The organism is Rhizobium leguminosarum bv. trifolii WSM2297 (genome assembly GCF_000271845.1).
Window position 1 is genome coordinate 2,875,800 of sequence record NZ_JH719395.1, and the last position, 18,815, is coordinate 2,894,614.

The 18,815-nt window shown below is 62.2% G+C and carries 16 protein-coding genes; 3 read left to right on the forward strand and 13 right to left on the reverse strand.

The features are described from left to right. The first annotated feature begins 168 nt into the window (after window positions 1-168). Entirely contained in the window at window positions 169-507 is a 339-nt protein-coding gene (locus tag RLEG4DRAFT_RS29210) for a YciI family protein (protein ID WP_003582175.1), read from the forward strand. A gap of 7 nt (window positions 508-514) precedes the next feature. Then, the gene (locus RLEG4DRAFT_RS29215; protein WP_003582176.1) at window positions 515-1,765 is read left to right on the forward strand and encodes an RNA polymerase sigma factor; all 1,251 of its coding nucleotides are present in this window, start codon (window positions 515-517) and stop codon (window positions 1,763-1,765) included. Here the strand turns inward: RLEG4DRAFT_RS29215 and RLEG4DRAFT_RS29220 are convergent, their stop codons facing one another. The 13 genes from RLEG4DRAFT_RS29220 to RLEG4DRAFT_RS29280 all read right to left on the reverse strand — a co-directional run bounded on the left by RLEG4DRAFT_RS29220 (window position 1,766) and on the right by RLEG4DRAFT_RS29280 (window position 16,682). Beyond that, the gene (locus tag RLEG4DRAFT_RS29220; RefSeq protein WP_003582177.1) at window positions 1,766-2,797 is read right to left on the reverse strand and encodes a peptidoglycan -binding protein; all 1,032 of its coding nucleotides are present in this window, start codon (window positions 2,795-2,797) and stop codon (window positions 1,766-1,768) included. It abuts the gene before it with no gap. A gap of 3 nt (window positions 2,798-2,800) precedes the next feature. Beyond that, window positions 2,801-3,904, reverse strand: a complete 1,104-nt coding sequence (locus tag RLEG4DRAFT_RS29225; protein ID WP_003582178.1) for a MotA/TolQ/ExbB proton channel family protein — start codon at window positions 3,902-3,904, stop codon at window positions 2,801-2,803. Window positions 3,905-4,016: 112 nt separating this feature from the next. After that, on the reverse strand, window positions 4,017-4,817 hold the full coding sequence (locus RLEG4DRAFT_RS29230; RefSeq protein ID WP_003566429.1) for an inositol monophosphatase family protein: 801 nt from the start codon (window positions 4,815-4,817) through the stop codon (window positions 4,017-4,019). Between the two features lie 200 nt (window positions 4,818-5,017). Continuing rightward, window positions 5,018-6,115 carry a protein-glutamate methylesterase/protein-glutamine glutaminase gene (locus RLEG4DRAFT_RS29235; RefSeq protein WP_003582179.1) on the reverse strand — a complete coding sequence of 366 codons (1,098 nt, stop codon included), beginning with the start codon at window positions 6,113-6,115 and terminating at the stop codon, window positions 5,018-5,020. 7 nt (window positions 6,116-6,122) lie between these two features. Next, complete coding sequence (locus RLEG4DRAFT_RS29240; RefSeq protein ID WP_003582180.1) at window positions 6,123-6,980, reverse strand: CheR family methyltransferase; 858 nt, start codon at window positions 6,978-6,980, stop codon at window positions 6,123-6,125. Between the two features lie 29 nt (window positions 6,981-7,009). Continuing rightward, the gene (locus tag RLEG4DRAFT_RS29245) at window positions 7,010-7,486 is read right to left on the reverse strand and encodes a chemotaxis protein CheW (protein WP_003582182.1); all 477 of its coding nucleotides are present in this window, start codon (window positions 7,484-7,486) and stop codon (window positions 7,010-7,012) included. 2 nt (window positions 7,487-7,488) lie between these two features. Then, entirely contained in the window at window positions 7,489-9,297 is a 1,809-nt protein-coding gene (locus RLEG4DRAFT_RS29250; RefSeq protein ID WP_003582184.1) for a methyl-accepting chemotaxis protein, read from the reverse strand. A 219-nt stretch (window positions 9,298-9,516) separates the two neighbouring features. Continuing rightward, window positions 9,517-11,439 (reverse strand): HAMP domain-containing methyl-accepting chemotaxis protein, encoded by a 1,923-nt coding sequence (locus RLEG4DRAFT_RS29255; protein ID WP_003582186.1) that lies wholly within the window; start codon window positions 11,437-11,439, stop codon window positions 9,517-9,519. A 247-nt stretch (window positions 11,440-11,686) separates the two neighbouring features. Further along, entirely contained in the window at window positions 11,687-13,396 is a 1,710-nt protein-coding gene (locus RLEG4DRAFT_RS29260; protein ID WP_003582188.1) for a methyl-accepting chemotaxis protein, read from the reverse strand. A gap of 31 nt (window positions 13,397-13,427) precedes the next feature. Continuing rightward, on the reverse strand, window positions 13,428-13,937 hold the full coding sequence (locus tag RLEG4DRAFT_RS29265; RefSeq protein ID WP_003582191.1) for a chemotaxis protein CheW: 510 nt from the start codon (window positions 13,935-13,937) through the stop codon (window positions 13,428-13,430). Then, complete coding sequence (locus RLEG4DRAFT_RS29270; RefSeq protein ID WP_003582192.1) at window positions 13,934-15,991, reverse strand: chemotaxis protein CheA; 2,058 nt, start codon at window positions 15,989-15,991, stop codon at window positions 13,934-13,936. The genes RLEG4DRAFT_RS29265 and RLEG4DRAFT_RS29270 overlap by 4 nt, the downstream gene beginning before the upstream one ends. Further along, the gene (locus tag RLEG4DRAFT_RS29275; protein WP_003582193.1) at window positions 15,988-16,356 is read right to left on the reverse strand and encodes a response regulator; all 369 of its coding nucleotides are present in this window, start codon (window positions 16,354-16,356) and stop codon (window positions 15,988-15,990) included. The genes RLEG4DRAFT_RS29270 and RLEG4DRAFT_RS29275 overlap by 4 nt, the downstream gene beginning before the upstream one ends. Further along, on the reverse strand, window positions 16,353-16,682 hold the full coding sequence (locus RLEG4DRAFT_RS29280; protein WP_003582194.1) for an STAS domain-containing protein: 330 nt from the start codon (window positions 16,680-16,682) through the stop codon (window positions 16,353-16,355). The genes RLEG4DRAFT_RS29275 and RLEG4DRAFT_RS29280 overlap by 4 nt, the downstream gene beginning before the upstream one ends. A gap of 342 nt (window positions 16,683-17,024) precedes the next feature. Here RLEG4DRAFT_RS29280 and RLEG4DRAFT_RS29285 point away from each other — a divergent pair, with 342 nt between their 5' ends. Then, window positions 17,025-18,767: a chemotaxis protein gene (locus tag RLEG4DRAFT_RS29285; protein WP_171898276.1), complete on the forward strand. Its 1,743-nt coding sequence runs from the start codon at window positions 17,025-17,027 to the stop codon at window positions 18,765-18,767. Window positions 18,768-18,815 lie beyond the last annotated feature (48 nt).

Genomic DNA, 18,815 nt, shown 5'->3' on the forward strand with positions numbered 1-18,815 from the left:
CATTTCTCTTTTTTCGCATATTTCTTTGAAGGCCATGTCGAAATGACCACTGGCCGCGCCTCATTGTCTCGGAACGGCCGAACCGCTCCGCCGGGCGTCACTATGGGATATCAGTCGCCGATATCGGGATGCCTGGATCAACGCCAACAACGAGATCAGGAGTTTTCCATGCAATATGCTCTCATCATTCGCGAAGCCCCGGAAGATTTCGCCCGCCGTGACGATCCAGCCTATCGCGACGGCTGGATCGCCTACAGCAAGGCGCTGGCCCAGGCAGGGATCATGACCGGCGGCGCCGGGCTGACAGCGCCCGAGACCGGCACGGTCATACGCCGCAAGGGCGAGGAGCACGATGTCCAGGACGGCCCCTATCCGGAAGGCAAGGAACAGCTCGGCGGCTTCTATCTGATCGAGGTTCCCGATATGGACACTGCGCTCGAATGGGCAACCCGCGTGCCGATCTCCGACAAGGGTTCGGTCGAGGTGCGCCCGCGCCTGCAGATGTGAGGCGACGATGCCGACCGATGCCGGACGCGCTGCCGAACAGGTGGCGCGTCAGTCCTACGGCAAACTGATCGCCTTTCTCGCCGCCCGCTCGCGCGATGTGCCGGCGGCGGAAGACGCATTGTCGGAAGCGCTGGCTTCGGCCCTTCGCGTCTGGCCGGAGCGCGGCGTTCCCGACAAGCCGGAAGCCTGGCTGCTGGTGGCCGCACGCCGCAACCTGATGCAGGCGGCCCGCCACCGCGCCGTCGCGGCCAATGCGCAGGCGACGATAACGGTCGCCTTCGAGGAGGCGGAGGAACGCATGAACGAGGCTGGCAACGCCGTCTTTCCCGATGAGCGGCTGAAGCTGCTCTTTGCCTGCACTCATCCTGCCATCGACAGCTCCGTGCACACGGCGCTGATGCTGCAGACCGTTCTCGGCATCGAGGCAAAAACCATCGCACGGGCATTCATCGTTTCACCGGAGGCGATGAGCCAGCGGTTGGTGCGGGCCAAAGTAAAGATCCGCGATGCCGGCATTCCCTTCGCCGTTCCCCCTCGACACGCCTTGGCCGATCGGCTCGCCGCCGTACTTTCGGCGATCTACGCCGCTTACGGTCTCGGATGGGACGGTCTCGACGGCGAGGAAGAGCACCATTCGCTTGCCGGCGAAGCGATCTGGCTCGGCCGCGCGCTGCTGGCGGTGTTGCCCAATGAACCGGAAGCGATCGGCCTCCTGTCGCTGATGCTTCACTGCGAGGCTCGCCGCAGCGCCCGGCGCGACTGCAATGGCCGATATGTGCCGCTGGACGACCAGGATACGGCGGGCTGGAACGCGATCATGATCGCCGAGGCGGATGCGCTGCTGCGCAAGGCCGGAGGCTTCGACCGTTTCGGCCCTTTCCAGTGCCAGGCTGCGATCCAGTCCGTGCATGCGGCGCGCCGGCTTTCGGGAACGACCGACTGGCAGGCGCTGGCAACTCTCTACGCGGCGCTGGTAACGATGAAACCCACGCTCGGCGCACGCGTCGCCCAAGCTGCAGTGCTCGGCAGGGCCTTGAGCGCAGCCGCCGGCCTGGAGCGGCTCGACAGGCTCGATCCGCGCGACATCGCGGCCTATCAGCCCTATTGGGCCGTGCGGGCCTTTCTGCTGGCAGGAGCCGGCGACGAAACCGCAGCAGTGGACGCCTACATGACGGCGATCGGCCTCAGCGACAGTCCCGCCGTGCGCGATTTTCTCGCCGACCGGCTGAGGGAGGCGCGGCAAGCCACGCCGGGCTGATCATTTCTCGGTCAGCTTCAGTTCGATGCGGCGGTTGGTGGAGCGTGCATCCGGCGTATCGCCCGGCGCAATCGGCTGGAATTCGCCGAAGCCGGCGGCAACGAGCCGGTCGGCCGGCACGCCCTGCGCGATCAGGAACTTGACGACCGAAATCGCGCGCGCCGAGGAGAGTTCCCAATTGTCGCGATAGCGGCCGGTTCCGGCAAGCGGCACATTGTCGGTATGGCCGTCGACGCGCAGCACCCAGTTGATCTCCGGCGGAATCTCCTTGGAGAGGTCGAGAAGGGCGGCCGCGAGTTTGCCCATTTCGGTCTGGCCCTCCGGGTTGAGATCGGCGCCGCCCGAGGGAAACAGCACTTCCGATTGGAAGACGAACCGGTCGCCGACGATGCGAATATTCTCGCGGTCCGAAAGGATCTCGCGCAGGCGGCCGAAGAAGTCGGAACGGTAGCGGTTCAGCTCCTGCACGCGCGCGGCGAGCGCAACGTTGAGGCGGCTGCCGAGATCGGCGATCTTGGTCTGCGATACGCGGTCTTTCTCCTCCGAAGCCTGAAGGGCTGCTTCGACGGCGGCGATCTGGCTGCGAAGTGCGGCGATCTGCTGGTTCAGCAGCTCGACCTGGCTGAGCGCCCGCTCGCTCACCTGCTTCTGCTCGTCGAGCTCCTGCGTCATCGAGCCGATCTTCTTCTGCGCTGCATCCTGGCCGCCCGAACCGGCATTCAGCAATGCTTGCAGTCGCGAACGATCGCCTTCGGCACTGGCAAGCGAAGCCTGCAGATTGGCAACCGAATCCTGGAGGTCCTGATTGCTGCCCTTTTCGAGCGCAAGAAGCTGCGTGAGCTCGTTGATCTGACTGTTGAGGCGACTGAGCACCTCATCGCGTCCGGTGATCTCGCGGCTGAGGATGAATTGACCGACGACGAAGACCGTCAGCAGAAACATGATCGAGATGAGCAGCGTCGACAGCGCATCGACGAAGCCCGGCCAATAATCCACCGTGCGCTCGCGGCGCCGGTTGCGGGCAAGAGCCATGGCTTACTTGCCCTCGCTCTTTTCTGAGTGGCTGGCGCGTTCGCGCACGCGCTCGCTCCGGTCGCCGGTGCGCTCCTGCATGCCGATGCGTTCGGCCAGCCGGTCGAGCGTGCGGCGCATTGCCTTGGCCTCGTCCTGCTGTGCCTCGATCCAGTCGCGCAGCATCTGCTGCTCGTTGCGCATATTCTTGACCAGGCCCTGAATGCCTTCGGCCAGGCTCGCCATGGCGGCGACGGAACGCTGGCTGCCGGCGCCCCCCTCCTCCGAGACCTTGCGCAGATAATCGGAGAGCGCACGCATATCGTCCGAGGAAGCGCCGGCGACAGCGTCGAGGGCCGGCGCCAGGTCGGAGCCGACATCGGTAACCGAGGAGAGCCAGTTTTCCAGCTCCATGTAGAAGCGGTTTTGCGCGCGGCCAGCCTGGAGGTCGAGGAAACCGAGAATGAGCGAACCGGAAAGGCCGAGCAGCGAGGAGGAGAAGGCCTGGCCCATGCCTGAAAGCGGCGTGGAAAGCCCTTCCTTCAGCGCCGAGAGCACGTCGCCCGTGCCGTTCGAGCCGGCATCGAGCGACTGGATGACCATGCTGATCGAACCGATTGTGCCGATCAGGCCCCAGAAGGTGCCGAGCAGACCGAGGAAGACAAGCAGGCCGATCAGGTAGCGCGAGACGTCGCGCGATTCGTCGAGGCGGGTGGCGATCGAATCGAGGATCGAGCGCAGCGCCGTCGTCGACAGCGCCACCGAAGTCTTGCGGCTGCCGATCAGCGCCCGCATCGGCGCAAGCAGCCGCGGATTACGGTTGACCTTGTCGGCGCTGCCGGCGGCGCGGAACGAATTGAACCAGCGCACTTCGGGACGAAGCGCCAGTACATGGTTGAAAACAAGGATGATTCCGACTGCGAGAACGCCGACGATCAGGCCATTGAGGCCCGGATTGTGCATGAAGGCGGTCTGCGTCTGCCGGAAGAGGATGGCGGCGATAAAACCGACGATGACGAGGAAAAGCAGCATCGTCCAGAGGAAGGGCATGGGACTCGAAAGCCTGTAAGCATAACCGCCGGCCGTCTTTTCGGTGGAGCCGATCTCCGCCACATTCACATTTTCCATAGGGTCCGCTGCCTCCGGAGTCATTGCTGGCGGAGACTAGAGCAACATTGTGCCGAATTGAAGTATGCCGGGGTGAAAACCGTGACTTTACAACAGCCAGATTTTCATCCGCTTACTTGGCGGGGATTGGCCGCTTGACCACTTCGATCAGCGCCTTGTGGATGGCTTCGTTGCCGGCGACGATCGCGCCGCTCTCCAGAATGGCCGTCCCGCCGTCCCAATCGGTGGCGAAGCCGCCGGCTTCGCGGATGAGCAGGATGCCGGCTGCCATGTCCCAGGGCGCAAGCTCAGCTTCCCAGAAACCATCGAAACGCCCGGCCGCGACATAGGCAAGATCGAGTGTCGGCGATCCCAAGCGGCGGATGCCCGCAACTTCACCCATCACGTGACGAAGCTCGACCAGGAACTTGCCGTGATTGCGCTTGCCGAGCGCCGGCACGCCGCAGCCGATGACGCAATCCGAAAGCGCGCGGCGCGCGGCGACGCGCAGGCGCCGGTCGTTGAGGAAGGCGCCACCGCCGCGCTCGGCGGTATAGAGTTCGTCGGTCGCCGGGTTGAAGATGACCGCAGCGACAATTTCGCCATTGCGCTCGAGCGCGATCGAGACGGCGAAGGCCGGGATGCCGTGCAGGAAGTTCGTCGTGCCGTCGAGCGGATCGACGATCCAGCGATGCGCGCCGTCCGTGCCCTTGATCTCTTCGCTTTCCTCGCCGAGGAAGCCATAGGTCGGACGCGCCTTCAGCAGCTCTTCCCTGACGATCTTTTCGGCCTTGCGGTCGGCGGTGGAAACAAAGTCGCCCGGCCCCTTGACGGACACCTGCAGGTTCTGCACTTCGCCGAAATCACGCCCCAGCGATTTTCCTGCCTTGAGGGCAGCCTGAACCATGACATTGAGAAGAGCTGAACGGGCCATCGGCGCAATTTCCTTGGGACTGATACGAGGTGCGCGCTGCCAGGGGCGGGAAGGTTCCCTGAACATGCATGACAGGCAGCGCTGAATAGATTGGCGGCCTCAAGACCACAAAATCAGGGAAATTTCAAGGGGAGGCGCGCATGGCTGCCTTGCGTCGGAGGAAACCGGCATTATTCCGGCTGGAGCGGTTTAAAAGGGTCTCAGAACTTCTGCTGCGTCATCAGCACTTCACGAGCGATCTGATCGAGCGGCAGGATTCGGTCGACGCCGCCCTTGGCGATTGCCTCCTTCGGCATGCCGAAAACGACGGAACTCGCCTCGTCCTGCGCCACCGTGTAGGCGCCGCCCTGATGCATTTCCAGCATGCCGCGCGCACCATCGTCACCCATGCCGGTCATGATGATCCCCATGGCGTTCGAGCCGGCCGAGCGCGCCGCCGAACGAAAGAGCACGTCGACGGAAGGCCGGTGCCGCGACACCAGCGGCCCGGTCTTCACGCTCACATAATAGCGCGCACCCTGGCGTTCGAGCAGCATGTGCTTGTCGCCCGGCGCAATCAGCACATGACCGCGCAGCACGGGATCGCCATCGACGGCTTCCTTGACCTCGACCTCGCAGAGACCGTTCAGGCGTTTGGCGAAAGCGGCGGTGAATTTCTCCGGCATATGTTGGACGATCACCATGCCGGGCGCATTGGCCGGCAGTTCCTCCAGGAACTCGCGCAGCGCTTCGGTGCCGCCGGTAGAGGCGCCGACGCAAACCACCATTTCCGTCGTCTTCGCCATGGCGCGGCCCGTCGGCGGCGGCAGCATCACATCCGCTGTCAGCTTCTTGGCCGGCCCCTCCGGAGGAGCCGAGCGAATAGTTCCGGCGGCGCGCCGCACATTGGAAAGTCGCGCATGCGAGGCGCTCTTGACGACTTCGCGAATCCGCATGGCATCTTCCGCGAGACCGTCGGCGGCCCCGATCTTCGATTTCAGAATGACGTCGACGGCACCGGCCTCCAGCGCCTGAAGCAATGTCTCCGAACCGGCTTCCGTCAGCGACGAGCACATCACCACGGGGATCGGCCGCTGCGCCATTAGCTTGCGCAGGAAAGTAATGCCGTCCATGCGCGGCATCTCCACATCGAGCGTGATGACATCGGGGGTCTCTTCTTGCAGTTTCCGCGCCGCCACGAAGGGGTCGGACGCCACCGCCATGATCTCGATATCGGGATCCTGCTCCAGCACATAGGTCAGCGTCTGACGGATGCTGGCGGAATCGTCGATGATGAGAACGCGGATTTTCTTAGCCATGAAGCCTCTAAATGCGCTGAAACACCGTGTTCGAGACCTGCTTCAAAGGCAGATCGAAGCCGGTGATCGATTCGGAATGGCCGATGAACATGTAGCCGCCCTTCGCCAGGCAGCCGCAGAGACGGTTGAGCACGCCGGCCTGAGTCTGCTTGTCGAAGTAGATTAGCACGTTGCGGCAGAAGATGACGTGCATCGGTTCGCCGACCGGGTATTTCTCGTCCATCAGGTTCATGCGGGCAAAACCAATCCTGCTGCGCAGTTTCGGCGTGATGCGCACCTCCCGCCGATTCGGCTGCTTGGCCGTCAGCACGTATTTGCGATGCAGGTCGCGCGGCACCGGTGCGATTAGATCTTCCGGATAAATACCCCGGCGCGCCGTCTGCAGCACATCGGTGGAAAGATCGGTCGCCAGCACGCTGTAGGAGAGGTCGTTGCGACCCTCGGTGAACTCCGCCAGCACCATCGCCATCGTATAGGGTTCGGCTCCCGTCGAGCAGGCCGAACTCCAGGTGCGAATAGTGCGAACGCCGCTGCCGGCAATCGCCGGCAATGCCACGCTCTGCATATAGTCGAAATGCTTGGCTTCGCGGAAGAAGTCGGTCTTGTTGGTCGTCACCACGTCGATCAGGTAGACGGTTTCCTGGGCGAGGCCGTCTTGATTGAACAGGAAGTCACAATAATCGTCGAAGGTCGAGTGGTTGGTGGCGCGAAGGCGGCGCCTTAGCCGCCCTTCGAGCATCGTCAGCTTGGTCGGCGGCATCTTGATGCCGCTATAATCATAGATGAACCGGGCAAGCTTTTCGAAATTGCGCTTGCTGATCCGGTCGCCGGGCAATTGGGTTTCCACCGCTGCTGCCATACTCATAGAACGCAGTACTCCGGGTTGACGCGCGGTCAGGCCGCCGATTGCAGTGCCGAGGCGTCCTCGCGCGACAAGAGCCGCCCGAGATCGATTATGACGACAAAGCCGTTTTCACGGCGAACGACGCCGGCGATATAATCCGAGCGCCAGCGCACGCCGATGTCCGGCGCCGCTTCGATCTGATCACGCCGAAACGGCGTGACCTCGAAGACGCGGTCGGCGACGAGGCCGAGTGTCAGGAGCCGGCTTTCCATCGGTACGTCGAGGACGAGCACCCGCGTATGCGGCGTCGGCTCCGTCTTCGTCATGCCGAGCTTCAATCGAAGATCGATCGTCGGCACGCCCTGCCCGCGCACATCGCGCAGGCCGAGCAGATAGTCGGGACCATTCGGAATCTTGAAAGCTTCCGCATAATCGAGGATTTCCCGTACGACCTCGACCGGCACGGCGAAAATCTCCTCGCCGAGGCTGAAGGTCACGAATTGCGCTTCCAGAGATGTTGGAGCCATGATCAGGCGCTTTCCTTGAATTCGGCGTCCCCATCATCGGGACCGCCCATGGAGAGATCGAGAGCGAAGCCTTTCGCCCGCGCCTGCTGACCGGCGACGCTGTTGGCGGCGAGCTTCCTGCCGCCGAGCTTGCGGCCGGCGACGGGCGCCGAGCTACGAATAGTCACTCTGGCAGCCGGGACGCGGGATTGGCGGTTGCCTGCCATATCGACCTTGAAGAAGGCGATCGAGGCCTGCAGTTCTTCGGCCTGGCTCGCGAGCTCTTCCGAGGTCGCAGACATTTGCTCGGAGGCGCCGGCATTCTGCTGCGTCACCCGATCGAGCTGCTGGATCGCTTCGTTGATCTGGCCAGCACCGATATCCTGTTCGCGGCAGGCGGCACTGATCTCCGAAACCAGTTCGGCCGTCTTGCGAATATCGGGCACCAGCCGGCCGAGCATATCGCCGGCGTCCTGAGCGGCCTTGACCGTATCGCCCGACATCGAGCTGATTTCCGCCGCTGCCGACTGGCTGCGTTCGGCAAGTTTGCGCACCTCGGAGGCGACGACTGCAAAACCCTTGCCGTGTTCGCCGGCACGTGCCGCTTCGACGGCGGCGTTGAGCGCCAGCAGGTCGGTCTGACGGGCGATTTCCTGGACGATGCTGATTTTCTCGGCGATGGTCCGCATCGCCTGTACGGCGCGCGTTACCGCGTCACCGCTCATCTCCGCATCCTTGGCCGACTGGCGGGCGATCTTCTCGGTCTGCGCCGCATTGTCGGCATTCTGCTTGATATTGGCGGCCATCTCCTCCATCGAGGCGGAAGCCTCTTCAGCCGAAGCGGCCTGTTCGCTGGCGCCCTGTGACACCTGCTCGGAGCTCGAGGACAGTTCCTGGCTGCCGGCCGAAACATTTTCGGCGGCAACGACCGCATCGGCAACGACGCCGCGCAGCCGCTCAACCATCTGTTCGAGCGCAATGCCGAGCGTATCCTTCTCCGAAAGCGGCTTCGGGGACACCGTCAGGTCGCCGTCGGCGATCTGCGTGGCGATGTCGGCGGTGATGCGCAGATTATCCGTCATGACGTTGATCATGTTGACCAGGTCTTTGATCTCGTCGTTGGTCCTGATCTCGACCTTCTGGTTCAGATCGCCGATGGCGACAGCGCTGGCAACATTCATGATCTTGCGCAGGCCGCTGTTGACGCCGAGCGCGATCCACAGCGCAGCGGCGAAAGCGATGACGGACGCTCCGATTGCGATACCGATCAACATGGTCTTCGTCGAACTATAAAGAACATCGGTATCGGCATCGGCTTGCGCCATCGACGTCTGCTGAAGTGCGACGAGTCTCCCGAAAACATCTTCCATTTCTGTAACAAGGGCGCGAACCTCCCCCGAGGAAAGTGCCACGGCCGCTGCCCTGTCACCGCTTTGCTGGATAGAGGCGACCTTGCTGGAACCTTCATCGAAGCGTTTGGCCAGCTCGACCAGCCTGTCCCAGAGGGGCTTGCCCTCAGCCGTTGCGAGCAGTTGGCCGCCCGTCGCGAAGGTGAGCATTTCATCGACGCTCTTCGCCGAATTCAGGTAGTCCTTCTTGGCGACGTCGGCATCCATTTCCAGAAGCGCGTTCTTCTGCCAGCGAACGGCATCGAGCTCGGCAGTCTTCGCTTCCAGTGCCAGTTCCAGCCTTTTTGCAGGACCGGAAACAAGATTGCCGACAGCATCGTTCAGTGAACTGAGGCTGATGATTCCATAAACCGCGCTGCCCACCAGCAACAATATGACAAAGCCGAAAGCGGCTGCGAGCTTAAGTTTGATCGTAATACGCATCTCAATATTCCTCTGTGAGAGCGAGGCAATAAATATGGTCCAGGCGGCGCGGCATCATGCAGCAAAGAATTCCGTCAGGCGAAAACATGCCACGGAAAGAAATGAATAGACTTCCATCCCGGCTCCCCCGAGCCGGAAGTATGTGCCGCGGGCCATGCTGGCTGGCCCGCGACCGTTGCGAACGGGGATAACGCTCATGCGCTTTCCCCAGGGGAGCGCCTAAGCGCTCTCCCGAAACTCGTCATCGACGGTGTCGGGACCGCCCATCGACAGGTCGAGGGCAAAGCCTTTCACGCGGGCCTGCTGGCCGGCGACCGTATTGGCCGGCGCCTTGCCGGCCGGTTTGCGCGGTGCGGCTTGAACCCGGCTGCGGGCAGTGGATTTTGCGGCAGGCGCGTGCGCGCGGCGCGCGCCCGCCATATCGACCTTGAAGAAGGCGATCGACGTCTGCAGTTCTTCGGCCTGCGAAGCGAGTTCCTCGGAGGTTGCCGACATCTGCTCGGAGGCGCCGGCATTCTGCTGGGTCACCTTGTCGAGTTGCTGGATCGCTTCATTGATCTGGGCAGCCCCGATATCCTGTTCACGGCAGGCGGCGCTGATCTCGGAAACCAGTTCCGCCGTCTTGCGGATATCGGGCACCAGCCGGCCGAGCATCTCGCCCGCTTCCTGGGCGGCCGTCACGGTATCGCTCGACATCGAGCTGATTTCGGCCGCAGCCGACTGGCTGCGTTCGGCAAGCTTGCGAACTTCCGAGGCGACGACCGCAAAACCCTTCCCGTGTTCACCCGCGCGCGCAGCTTCGACGGCGGCGTTGAGCGCCAGCAGATCGGTCTGACGGGCAATTTCCTGAACTATGCCGATCTTCTGGGCGATCGTGCGCATGGCCTCTACAGCGCGGGAGACGGCTTCACCGCTGGCTTCCGCATCCTTGGCCGACTGACGGGCGATCTTTTCCGTCTGAGCGGCATTGTCGGCATTCTGCTTGATGTTGGAAGCCATCTCTTCCATCGATGCGGAAGCCTCTTCGGCCGAAGCGGCCTGTTCGGTGGCACCTTGCGACACCTGCTCGGAGCTCGAGGACAGTTCCTGGCTGCCGGCCGAAACGTTTTCCGCAGCGGAGATCGCGTCGGCAACGACGCCGCGCAGGCGCTCGACCATCTGCTCAAGGGCGATGCCAAGCGCATCCTTGTCGGAAAGCGGTTTCGGAGACACCGTCAGGTCGCCATTGGCGATCTGGTCGGCGATGCCGGCGGTGGTCCTGAGATTGGAGATCATGCTCTGCATCGCGATGCCGAGCGTATCCTTGTCCGAGAGCGGCTTGGCATCGGTGCTGAGGTCGCCCGTGGCAATCTGGTCGGCAAGGGCCGCCGTGGCGCGCAGATTGGCGGTCATGGTATTGACCGTATTGATCAAATCCTTGATCTCGTCATTGGTCCTGACATCGACTGTCTGATTAAGGTCGCCGAGTGCCACGGCGTTTGCGACAGTCGTGATCTTCCGCAGACCATTGTTGATTCCAAGGGTAATCCACAATGCGGCGCCGAGAGCGATGAGCACGGCAATGCCGGACGCGCTGCCGAGGATCAGCTTCGTCGAGCCATAAAGATGGGTGTTCGATTCGGCGGTCGCCTTCATTCCTTTGCGTTGGATTTCGACGAGCGCCGCAATCGCAGCGCCCATATCGTCGGTCATCGTCCTGAGGTCGCCGAGTGAAAGCGCCAGCGCGCCGGCCTGATCGCCTCTTGCGTCGAGTTGCTGCAGTTCGGCGGATCTTTCGCGGAACTTCGCGCCGATCGTCTGCAATTTCTCCCAATATGGCTTGCCTTCCGGCAAGGCGATGGCAAGACCGCCATCGACGGCATCGAACATGTCCTGCAAGTACCGGTCAGCGTCCTTGTAAAAACCAGCAGCAATTTCGGGATCTGTCGAGAGCAAGGCATTCTTCTGGGAACGGATTGCGTTGACCTCGGCGACATTGGCGGTCAGGGCCAGCTCCAGTCGGCGCACTGATCCGTCGATCATCTGGGCGCTCGCGTCATTCAAAGTGCCGAGGCTCAGACTCCCATAAACCGCGATGGCGATCAGCAGCAGCGTCATGATGCCGAACGCAAGCCCCAGTTTGAGCTTGATAGTGAAACGCATGTGATACCCCCTATAAGCGGTCAAAAACCAATGGATAGAGAACATGTCCCCTTGGCGGGACGTCGAGCTTGATCGTGATGTGCCTGAGGGGAGAGCGACTACATTCACTTCCTGGCAGCCGGACATCTGTCGATCGCAGCGCCAACGCCTACATGCGTTGGGGGATATTCCCGCCCTGGGTCCACCGAGTAGCGAGAGGGATCACATGGAGGCGAAGGCGCATAACCTTCGCCTCCGGGCAAGCGCTTTATGCGCTCTCCCTAAAGTCGTCGTCGCCGGCATCAGGACCGCCCATCGACATATCGAGAGCAAAGCCTTTGAGACGCTGTTGCTGAGTCGAAATCGTCTGTCCACGGCCCTGGCCGTGGGCCTGCGATGCGGGCCTGTGGCCAGCGGCTGAGGGCTTGAGCACCTTGGCCGAAGCTTTTGGCTGCGCCTTGTTGACGCCGGATCGCGCGCTGCCTGCCGTATCGACCTTGAAGAAGGCGATCGACGTCTGCAGTTCTTCGGCCTGCGAGGCGAGCTCCTCGGAGGTGGCCGACATCTGCTCGGATGCGCCGGCATTCTGCTGGGTCACCTTGTCGAGCTGCTGGATCGCTTCGTTGATCTGCGAGGCGCCGATATCCTGTTCGCGGCAGGCGGCACTGATCTCCGAAACCAGCTCGGCCGTCTTGCGAATATCGGGCACCAGGCGGCCGAGCATGTCGCCGGCATCGGCGGCAGCCTTGACCGTATCGCCCGACATGGCGCTGATTTCGGCGGCAGCCGACTGGCTGCGTTCGGCAAGTTTGCGCACCTCCGAGGCGACGACCGCAAAGCCCTTGCCGTGCTCGCCGGCGCGCGCCGCTTCGACTGCGGCGTTCAGAGCCAAGAGATCGGTCTGGCGGGCGATCTCCTGGACGATGCCGATCTTCTGGGCGATCGTGCGCATGGCGTCGACGGCGCGCGTCACCGCTTCACCGCTCATCTCCGCATCCTTGGCCGACTGGCGGGCGATCTTCTCGGTCTGCGCCGCATTGTCGGCATTCTGCTTGATATTGGCGGCCATCTCCTCCATCGAGGCGGAAGCCTCTTCGGCCGAAGCAGCCTGTTCGCTGGCGCCCTGCGACACCTGCTCGGAACTTGCCGAAAGCTCCTGACTGCCGGAAGAGACGTTGTCGGCGGCCGACAATGCATCGGCAACGACGCCGCGCAGGCGTTCGATCATGATGTTGACGTTGCCGAGAAGCTCGCCGATTTCGTCACGGCTGGTGATATCGGCCATCTTCGTCAGATCGCCTTCCGACACTTCGCGAACCACGGTGTTGGCCCGGTTGAGGCCCTTGCTGATCGTGCTGGCGATCCAGAAGGCGGTAATGCCCGCAACCAGCAAGGCAACGCCGGCTACCGCCATCATCATCGTGCGTGTGGTCGCATACTGCGCGTCGGCGCTTTCGTCGGCAGCCTTCATGCGCTGCTTTTCGAGAGTGAGGATTTCGCCGAGCGTCGAGTCGATATCGTTGGCAGCGGCCCGAGCCGCCGTGACGGAGACGGTATTTGCGGCTTCGGCGTTCCCGGCCTTCACATAATCGCGGATCTGGTCGTCGGCTGCATTGAAGGATTTGGAAAGTTCCGCGATACGCGCCCAGCGAACCTTGCCCTCTTCGGTTGCCAACGTCAGTACATGGCCGAATGCATCGGCGAAGTCGTTGCGGGCCTGATTGCCCTTGGCGATGGAACCGGCAGTCTCGTCTGCAGTGCGGGCGGTGAGCAGGTTCTTCTGCTGTCGGATAGCCTCGAGCTGGGCAATGTTGATTTGCTGCGCGAGATCGAGACGGGCTGCCGGACCGGCAAGCAGATTGCCGATCGTGTCGTTCAGCGATCCCAGGCTCAAGATGCCGTAGGCAGCGGTGCCCATCAGCATGAGGATGATGAAGGTGAACGCGGTCACCAGTTTTGTCTTGATTGTCAATCGCATCGGTCTACCCCCAACTTAAACTCAGCCGACGTCAGCTGGCGGCTCCTGCCGCGTCGTGCTTCGATGAAAAAATCGCCTGCAGATTGGGGAGAATGATGAACTCTCCGCCCCTCTTCACCAGGCAGTTGATGTAGTCGGCGCGCCAGCGCATGCCGATGCTCGGCGGCGCCTCGCTTGCGGATTTTGCCAACGTCGTCACCTCGTTCACCTTGTCGGTTCTGAGCCCAACGAGCGTCTGCTCGCCCTGCAGATCGATCTCGATGACGATGAAGCGGCTGTCGATCGTCGCCTCTGCCGCTTCCATCCCGAAAGCGAGACGCAGGTCGGCAAGTGGAATGACCTTGCCGCGAAAATTGATGACGCTAGCGACGAAAGGCTGGCTGCCCGGCACCGCAGTCTCCGGAAGCAGATCCAGGATTTCCTGGACCATGGCCGCCTCCAGCGCGAAGGTCTCGCCGTTAAGGTCGAAGGTCAGAACCTCGACTTCTTCGGCATAGCTCCAGTGATTGTCGAATCGTTCGGCTGTTGCTGCTGCGCTCATCCTGCTACCCGCAATTGCGCCTCCTGATGCTGACCCGCGGCAACCAGGTGCCCGACGTCGAGAATAAGGGCGACGCTGCCGTCGCCGAGAATGGTCGCGCCCGAAAAGGTCGCGACGTCGTTATGCAGTTTCGACATCGACTTGATGACTGTCTGGTGGTCGCCGATGATCTGGTCGACGACGAGGCCGACGCGCTCCGTGCCGGTGGATATGACGACGACCTTCTGATGGACGTCGGGCTTGGTGCCGGTGCGGAAGAGGTCGCGCAGGCGCAGAAACGGCACCAGGCTGTCGCGCAGCGAGATGAAGCTGCGGCCGCGCGAGCGGAGATCTTCCTCGAGCGAAAGTTCGAGGCATTCCTCGACCGCCGAAAGCGGGATGACGTAACGGCCGGAACCGACGCGCACCAGCAGGCCGTCAATGATGGCAAGCGTCAGCGGGATACGCAGCGATACTTCCGAGCCCTGTCCCGGCACGCTAACGATGTCGATCGCGCCGCGAAGCGCTTCGACCGTCTTCTTGACCACGTCCATGCCGACGCCGCGGCCGGACAGGTTGGTGATCGCTGCCGCCGTCGAAAAGCCGGGGGCAAAGATCAGCTGCAGCAGCTCAGAGTCGGAAAGCGGCTGGCCGGGATGGATAAGGCCGGATGATTCCGCCTTGGCGCGAACCCGTTCGCGATTGATGCCGCGGCCGTCGTCCTTGATCGAGATGATCACCTCGCCGCCCGCCTGGCGGGCCGAAAGCGTCACCGTGCCGGCTTGGCTCTTGCCGGCGGCAAGGCGATCGGCCGGCATTTCCAGGCCATGATCGATCGAGTTGCGCACCAGATGCACCAGCGGATCGGCCAGCCGCTCGATGACCGTCTTGTCGACTTCGGTGCTCTCGCCCTCCGTCACCAGCTCGATCACCTTGCCGGTCTCGCGGGCGAGATCGTGAACGAGGCGGCGGAAGCGGGAGAAGAGGGTGGCGACCGGCACCATGCGCAGCACCATCATCGTGTCGCGCAATTCACCGGAGAGCCGTTCGATTTCTTCCGAGACGGAGCGCAGCGCGATATCGGTGCTGGCGCCGGCGAGCTGGCTAAGGCGCGATTGGGCGATGACGAGCTCGCCGACGCGGTCCATCAGCTCGTCCAAACGCTCGGCCGGAACGCGGACATTCTCGGCCGCCTTCGCCTGGCTGACGGCGGCAGGCGGCTCGCGCCTGGCCGGTACCGCCTCGACGGGGCGGAATTCCGGAACGGTGGCCGGCGGAACGGCGGTCGCCGATTCTTCGGCGGCGGGTACAGATGCAGGATTTTCTACGATCGGAGCGGCGGTTGCCGCCGCCGGCCCGCCGATCTCTTCGACGCTGAGTTCCATATCGTCGAGCACGAAGATGAAGACGTCGTCGATCGCCGAGCGGTCCTGCTCGCTGGTCAGCATGACATCCCAGGAAATATGCAGTTCCGTCGGCGTGAGTTCACCAAGGGGCGGAATGGCCGAGGTGTTGGCCCGCACCGTGCATTCGCCGAGATCGCGCAGCTCGTCCAGCAGGCCGAGCGGGTTGGTGCCGTTGGCCATCGAATTGGCCGGCAGGCTGAAGCGGATACGCCAGCTGTTTTTCGTCTTCGCCGATACTTCCCGCACGACCGCGGGCGCGGCAATAGCGGCCACTGCGGCGGCAGGCGCCGTCGCCTTGCCGCCGACGGCAGCCTGCAGCTGTGCCAGAAGCTTGCTGCCGGTGTCGCCGTGATCGGCGTCCGGCTGGTCGACGAGGGCTTGCATATGGTCCTGGGCGGCAAGAACGGCGGCGACGAGTTCGCTGGTCGCCGCGACCTCGCCCTTGCGAACGCGGTCGAAGGCGGTTTCGCAATGATGGGTGAAGGCGGCGAGCGCCTCGAAACCGAACATCGCGCCGGAACCCTTGAGCGTGTGGAGCCCGCGGAACACGGCGTCGACAATATCCTTGTTGTCGAGCTGGTGGGTCAGGTCGAGAAGACCGGCCTCGATCGCCTCGAGGCATTCGGCAGCCTCCATGCGGAACACGGCAACGGGATCGAGCGTACTCATCGTCCGAGCACCTTCTTCACGATCTTCACCAGATGTTCCGGATCGAACGGCTTGGTCAGCCAACCCGTCGCGCCGGCAGCCTTGGCCCGCGCCTTGAGATCGGCATCCGATTCCGTTGTCAGGAAGATGATCGGAACACCGGCCTGCCCAGGCAGCTTTCGCAGTTCCTCGATCATCGTCAGGCCGTCCATGACCGGCATGTTGAGATCGGTGACGATCAGATCGAAGCTGCTGCTCTTGGCCGTCGCGAGGCCTTCGGCCCCGTCGGCGGCCTCGGTGACGCGGTAACCGGCATTGGTAAGCGTGACCTTGGTGGTCAGGCGGATGCTGGCGGAATCGTCGACAGTCAGAATATTTGCACTCATAACGTTACCTCTTTATGCAACCAGAACTTGGAATCTTCTTGATCAAAAGATTCGGTAAAACCTGCGCGTTCGAGTACCTTCAGGACCGAGCCACGTGCAGGAGTAGAAAGCTTGAATGTCTTCCCGTCGGCTTTTGCTTGGCGGCGGGACGACTCAATGAGTTGAATGAAACTCAGATCCGCTTCTGCACTTTCGGGAATGTTGATGATAATTGTATCTCGACTGCGAAACTCATCAGTAAACTTTAAATATAGTTCGCACGCGGAGCGAATACTCAGCAAATCGGGCAAATTTATATATTCGTAATATTGTTTAGGAGTATCCAACGCAGCCTCCCCGGCCAGAGAAATACTTGATGACCCCTAAAGGACTCTCACGGCAGCGTTAATGCAGGGTAAACAGCGGTTGTATAAAACTACCGCATAACGGGTCCTGGGGACTCCCAATTCTCATCCGGAATAAGTTGTATCTTTCCCTCAAAATTTAGAAAAAGATAAAATAAAAGCAGTAGGTTAAACACTATTTACCCGCTAAGAAGTTCGGACGGCGCGCATCCACATCTTTCGTTAATCACAACGCTGACGAGTCCGGCGCGTTTACCGGACGTTTCCATCCTGCTCGTAGAAATAGAGTCTGATAAGCTTGAGTTTTAAGAAAAGGTATAAATGTTGGCACACGCTCTGGTATCGCCGACCGCTGCAGCCCACACAACCGGCCGGGACATCGGCCGGACCCTGGAATCCGCCCGCGGCCGGGTCGAGGAACGTTTTCTCGAAGGCGGCACGGTACTGCTCTCCGTGATGGATGTTCTCAACCGCTTGTTGAATTCTCTTGAGAGCGTCACCGCGGCGCTCGACAATGGGGAGTCGAGCGATACCGGCGCTGATCTCCGTGCCACGGTGGAGAGCCTGACGGCGCTGCCGGCCACCGAAGAAAATCGTCAGCAGGCACTCGTCTCGCTGGCGCAGACCGGCAGGGAGCTGCGCAAATACGTGTCCGACATGCAGGAGACGATGCGTTATCTCAGAACCTTCGCCGTCACCGTGAAGATCACCGGCGCCGGCCTTCCCGAATTCGCCGGCTTCGCTCAGGAGATTCTGGAACGAATCTATTCCGGCACCGATGAGGTCAATCGTTTCGCCACGCATCTCGACAGCCTCGATAAGGAGGTCAAACTCGCTGCCTCCTTCGGCGCCAGTGTCTCCAAGGGCTATGCCGACACCGTTCCGGCTGTCGCCGCCGCCCTGCGCGACGATGCCGCCAAGATCGCCGAACACCGCAAGCATCTCGGCGGCGTCGCCCGCGAAGTCGGCGCGATTGCACGTGGCGTCCAGAGCAAGGTCGCCTCGACGCTATCAGCCCTGCAGATCGGCGACATCACCCGCCAGCGCATCGAGCATGTGCAGGCCACCCTCTCGCTGCTTGAGGAATTCTTTGCAGGCGAAGATGGCTCAAAGCTCGATGCCGGCGCTCGCAAGCGCCTGCAGAACGTGATCCACCATCTGACCGCGGCGCAGATGAGCGACATGTGCGCCAATTTCCAGCGGGATTCGCAGAACGTCGTCACGACGATCGCCAGTTTCGATCACGACATGCGGGAGATTCTGAAGCTACGCGACCAGATGAGCGGTGCGACCGGCGAAGCCGGCGGCAATTTTATGCGTGCGCTGGAATCCAGCGTTTCGGCCGCCCACGAAATCGTCCAGCAGGTCGACACGGCAAGCCGCCAGGCCGACCAGGTGAGCCAATCGACATCAGGCACGGCCGCCAAGCTCTCTGAATCGATCGCCAACATCCGCGCCGTCAAGACCGACATCCATTACATGGCTTTGAACACCAACCTGCGCTGCAGCCGCCTTGGCGAGGAAGGCAGGTCGATCAACGTCGTCACCGCCGAGCTGCGCATCTTCGCCGGCAAGCTCGACGAATCTGCCGACGCCATCGTCAGCGGCCTGCCTGCCCTTGAAGCCGCAGCCGGGCGCGTCGCCCCCGCCACCGATGTCGGGGCCGGCGGTCTGGGAGAGAGCCTGACGTCGGCCGTCGGCAACATCCGCTCCGCCGCCAATATGATGGACAACGAACTGAAGGTACTCGCCGAGAACGGCCGCGAGGTCGCCACCAAGATCAGCCTGCTGATCGGCAAGCTCGATTTCCAGCGCGATCTCGGCGAAGTCTTAACCCGCTGCGCCGAGCTGCTCGAAAGCGCCGCCGGCACCGAGGTCGCCGATATCTCCGATCTCACGGAAGTGATCGCTTCGCTCGACCACAATATCTTCAAACACTATACGATGGTCCAGGAGCGCAGCATTCATCGCGACATCATCCCTGCCTGTGAGGACAGCACCCCGGCGCCCGCCGAGACCGTCAAAGCCGAAAACGACGAGGATCTTTTCGCCGACGCGCTTTTCTGAAGCGCCTCGCATGATTCGCATTTAATGCGACCGCTTTGGAGCAATTTC

Coding starts and splice junctions, on each gene's coding strand:
- RLEG4DRAFT_RS29210 (WP_003582175.1), top strand. CDS start 169: ATGCAATATGCTCTCATCATTCGCGAAGCCCCGGAAGATTTCGCCCGC.
- RLEG4DRAFT_RS29215 (WP_003582176.1), top strand. CDS start 515: ATGCCGACCGATGCCGGACGCGCTGCCGAACAGGTGGCGCGTCAGTCC.
- RLEG4DRAFT_RS29220 (WP_003582177.1), bottom strand. CDS start 2,797: ATGGCTCTTGCCCGCAACCGGCGCCGCGAGCGCACGGTGGATTATTGG.
- RLEG4DRAFT_RS29225 (WP_003582178.1), bottom strand. CDS start 3,904: ATGGAAAATGTGAATGTGGCGGAGATCGGCTCCACCGAAAAGACGGCC.
- RLEG4DRAFT_RS29230 (WP_003566429.1), bottom strand. CDS start 4,817: ATGGCCCGTTCAGCTCTTCTCAATGTCATGGTTCAGGCTGCCCTCAAG.
- RLEG4DRAFT_RS29235 (WP_003582179.1), bottom strand. CDS start 6,115: ATGGCTAAGAAAATCCGCGTTCTCATCATCGACGATTCCGCCAGCATC.
- RLEG4DRAFT_RS29240 (WP_003582180.1), bottom strand. CDS start 6,980: ATGAGTATGGCAGCAGCGGTGGAAACCCAATTGCCCGGCGACCGGATC.
- RLEG4DRAFT_RS29245 (WP_003582182.1), bottom strand. CDS start 7,486: ATGGCTCCAACATCTCTGGAAGCGCAATTCGTGACCTTCAGCCTCGGC.
- RLEG4DRAFT_RS29250 (WP_003582184.1), bottom strand. CDS start 9,297: ATGCGTATTACGATCAAACTTAAGCTCGCAGCCGCTTTCGGCTTTGTC.
- RLEG4DRAFT_RS29255 (WP_003582186.1), bottom strand. CDS start 11,439: ATGCGTTTCACTATCAAGCTCAAACTGGGGCTTGCGTTCGGCATCATG.
- RLEG4DRAFT_RS29260 (WP_003582188.1), bottom strand. CDS start 13,396: ATGCGATTGACAATCAAGACAAAACTGGTGACCGCGTTCACCTTCATC.
- RLEG4DRAFT_RS29265 (WP_003582191.1), bottom strand. CDS start 13,937: ATGAGCGCAGCAGCAACAGCCGAACGATTCGACAATCACTGGAGCTAT.
- RLEG4DRAFT_RS29270 (WP_003582192.1), bottom strand. CDS start 15,991: ATGAGTACGCTCGATCCCGTTGCCGTGTTCCGCATGGAGGCTGCCGAA.
- RLEG4DRAFT_RS29275 (WP_003582193.1), bottom strand. CDS start 16,356: ATGAGTGCAAATATTCTGACTGTCGACGATTCCGCCAGCATCCGCCTG.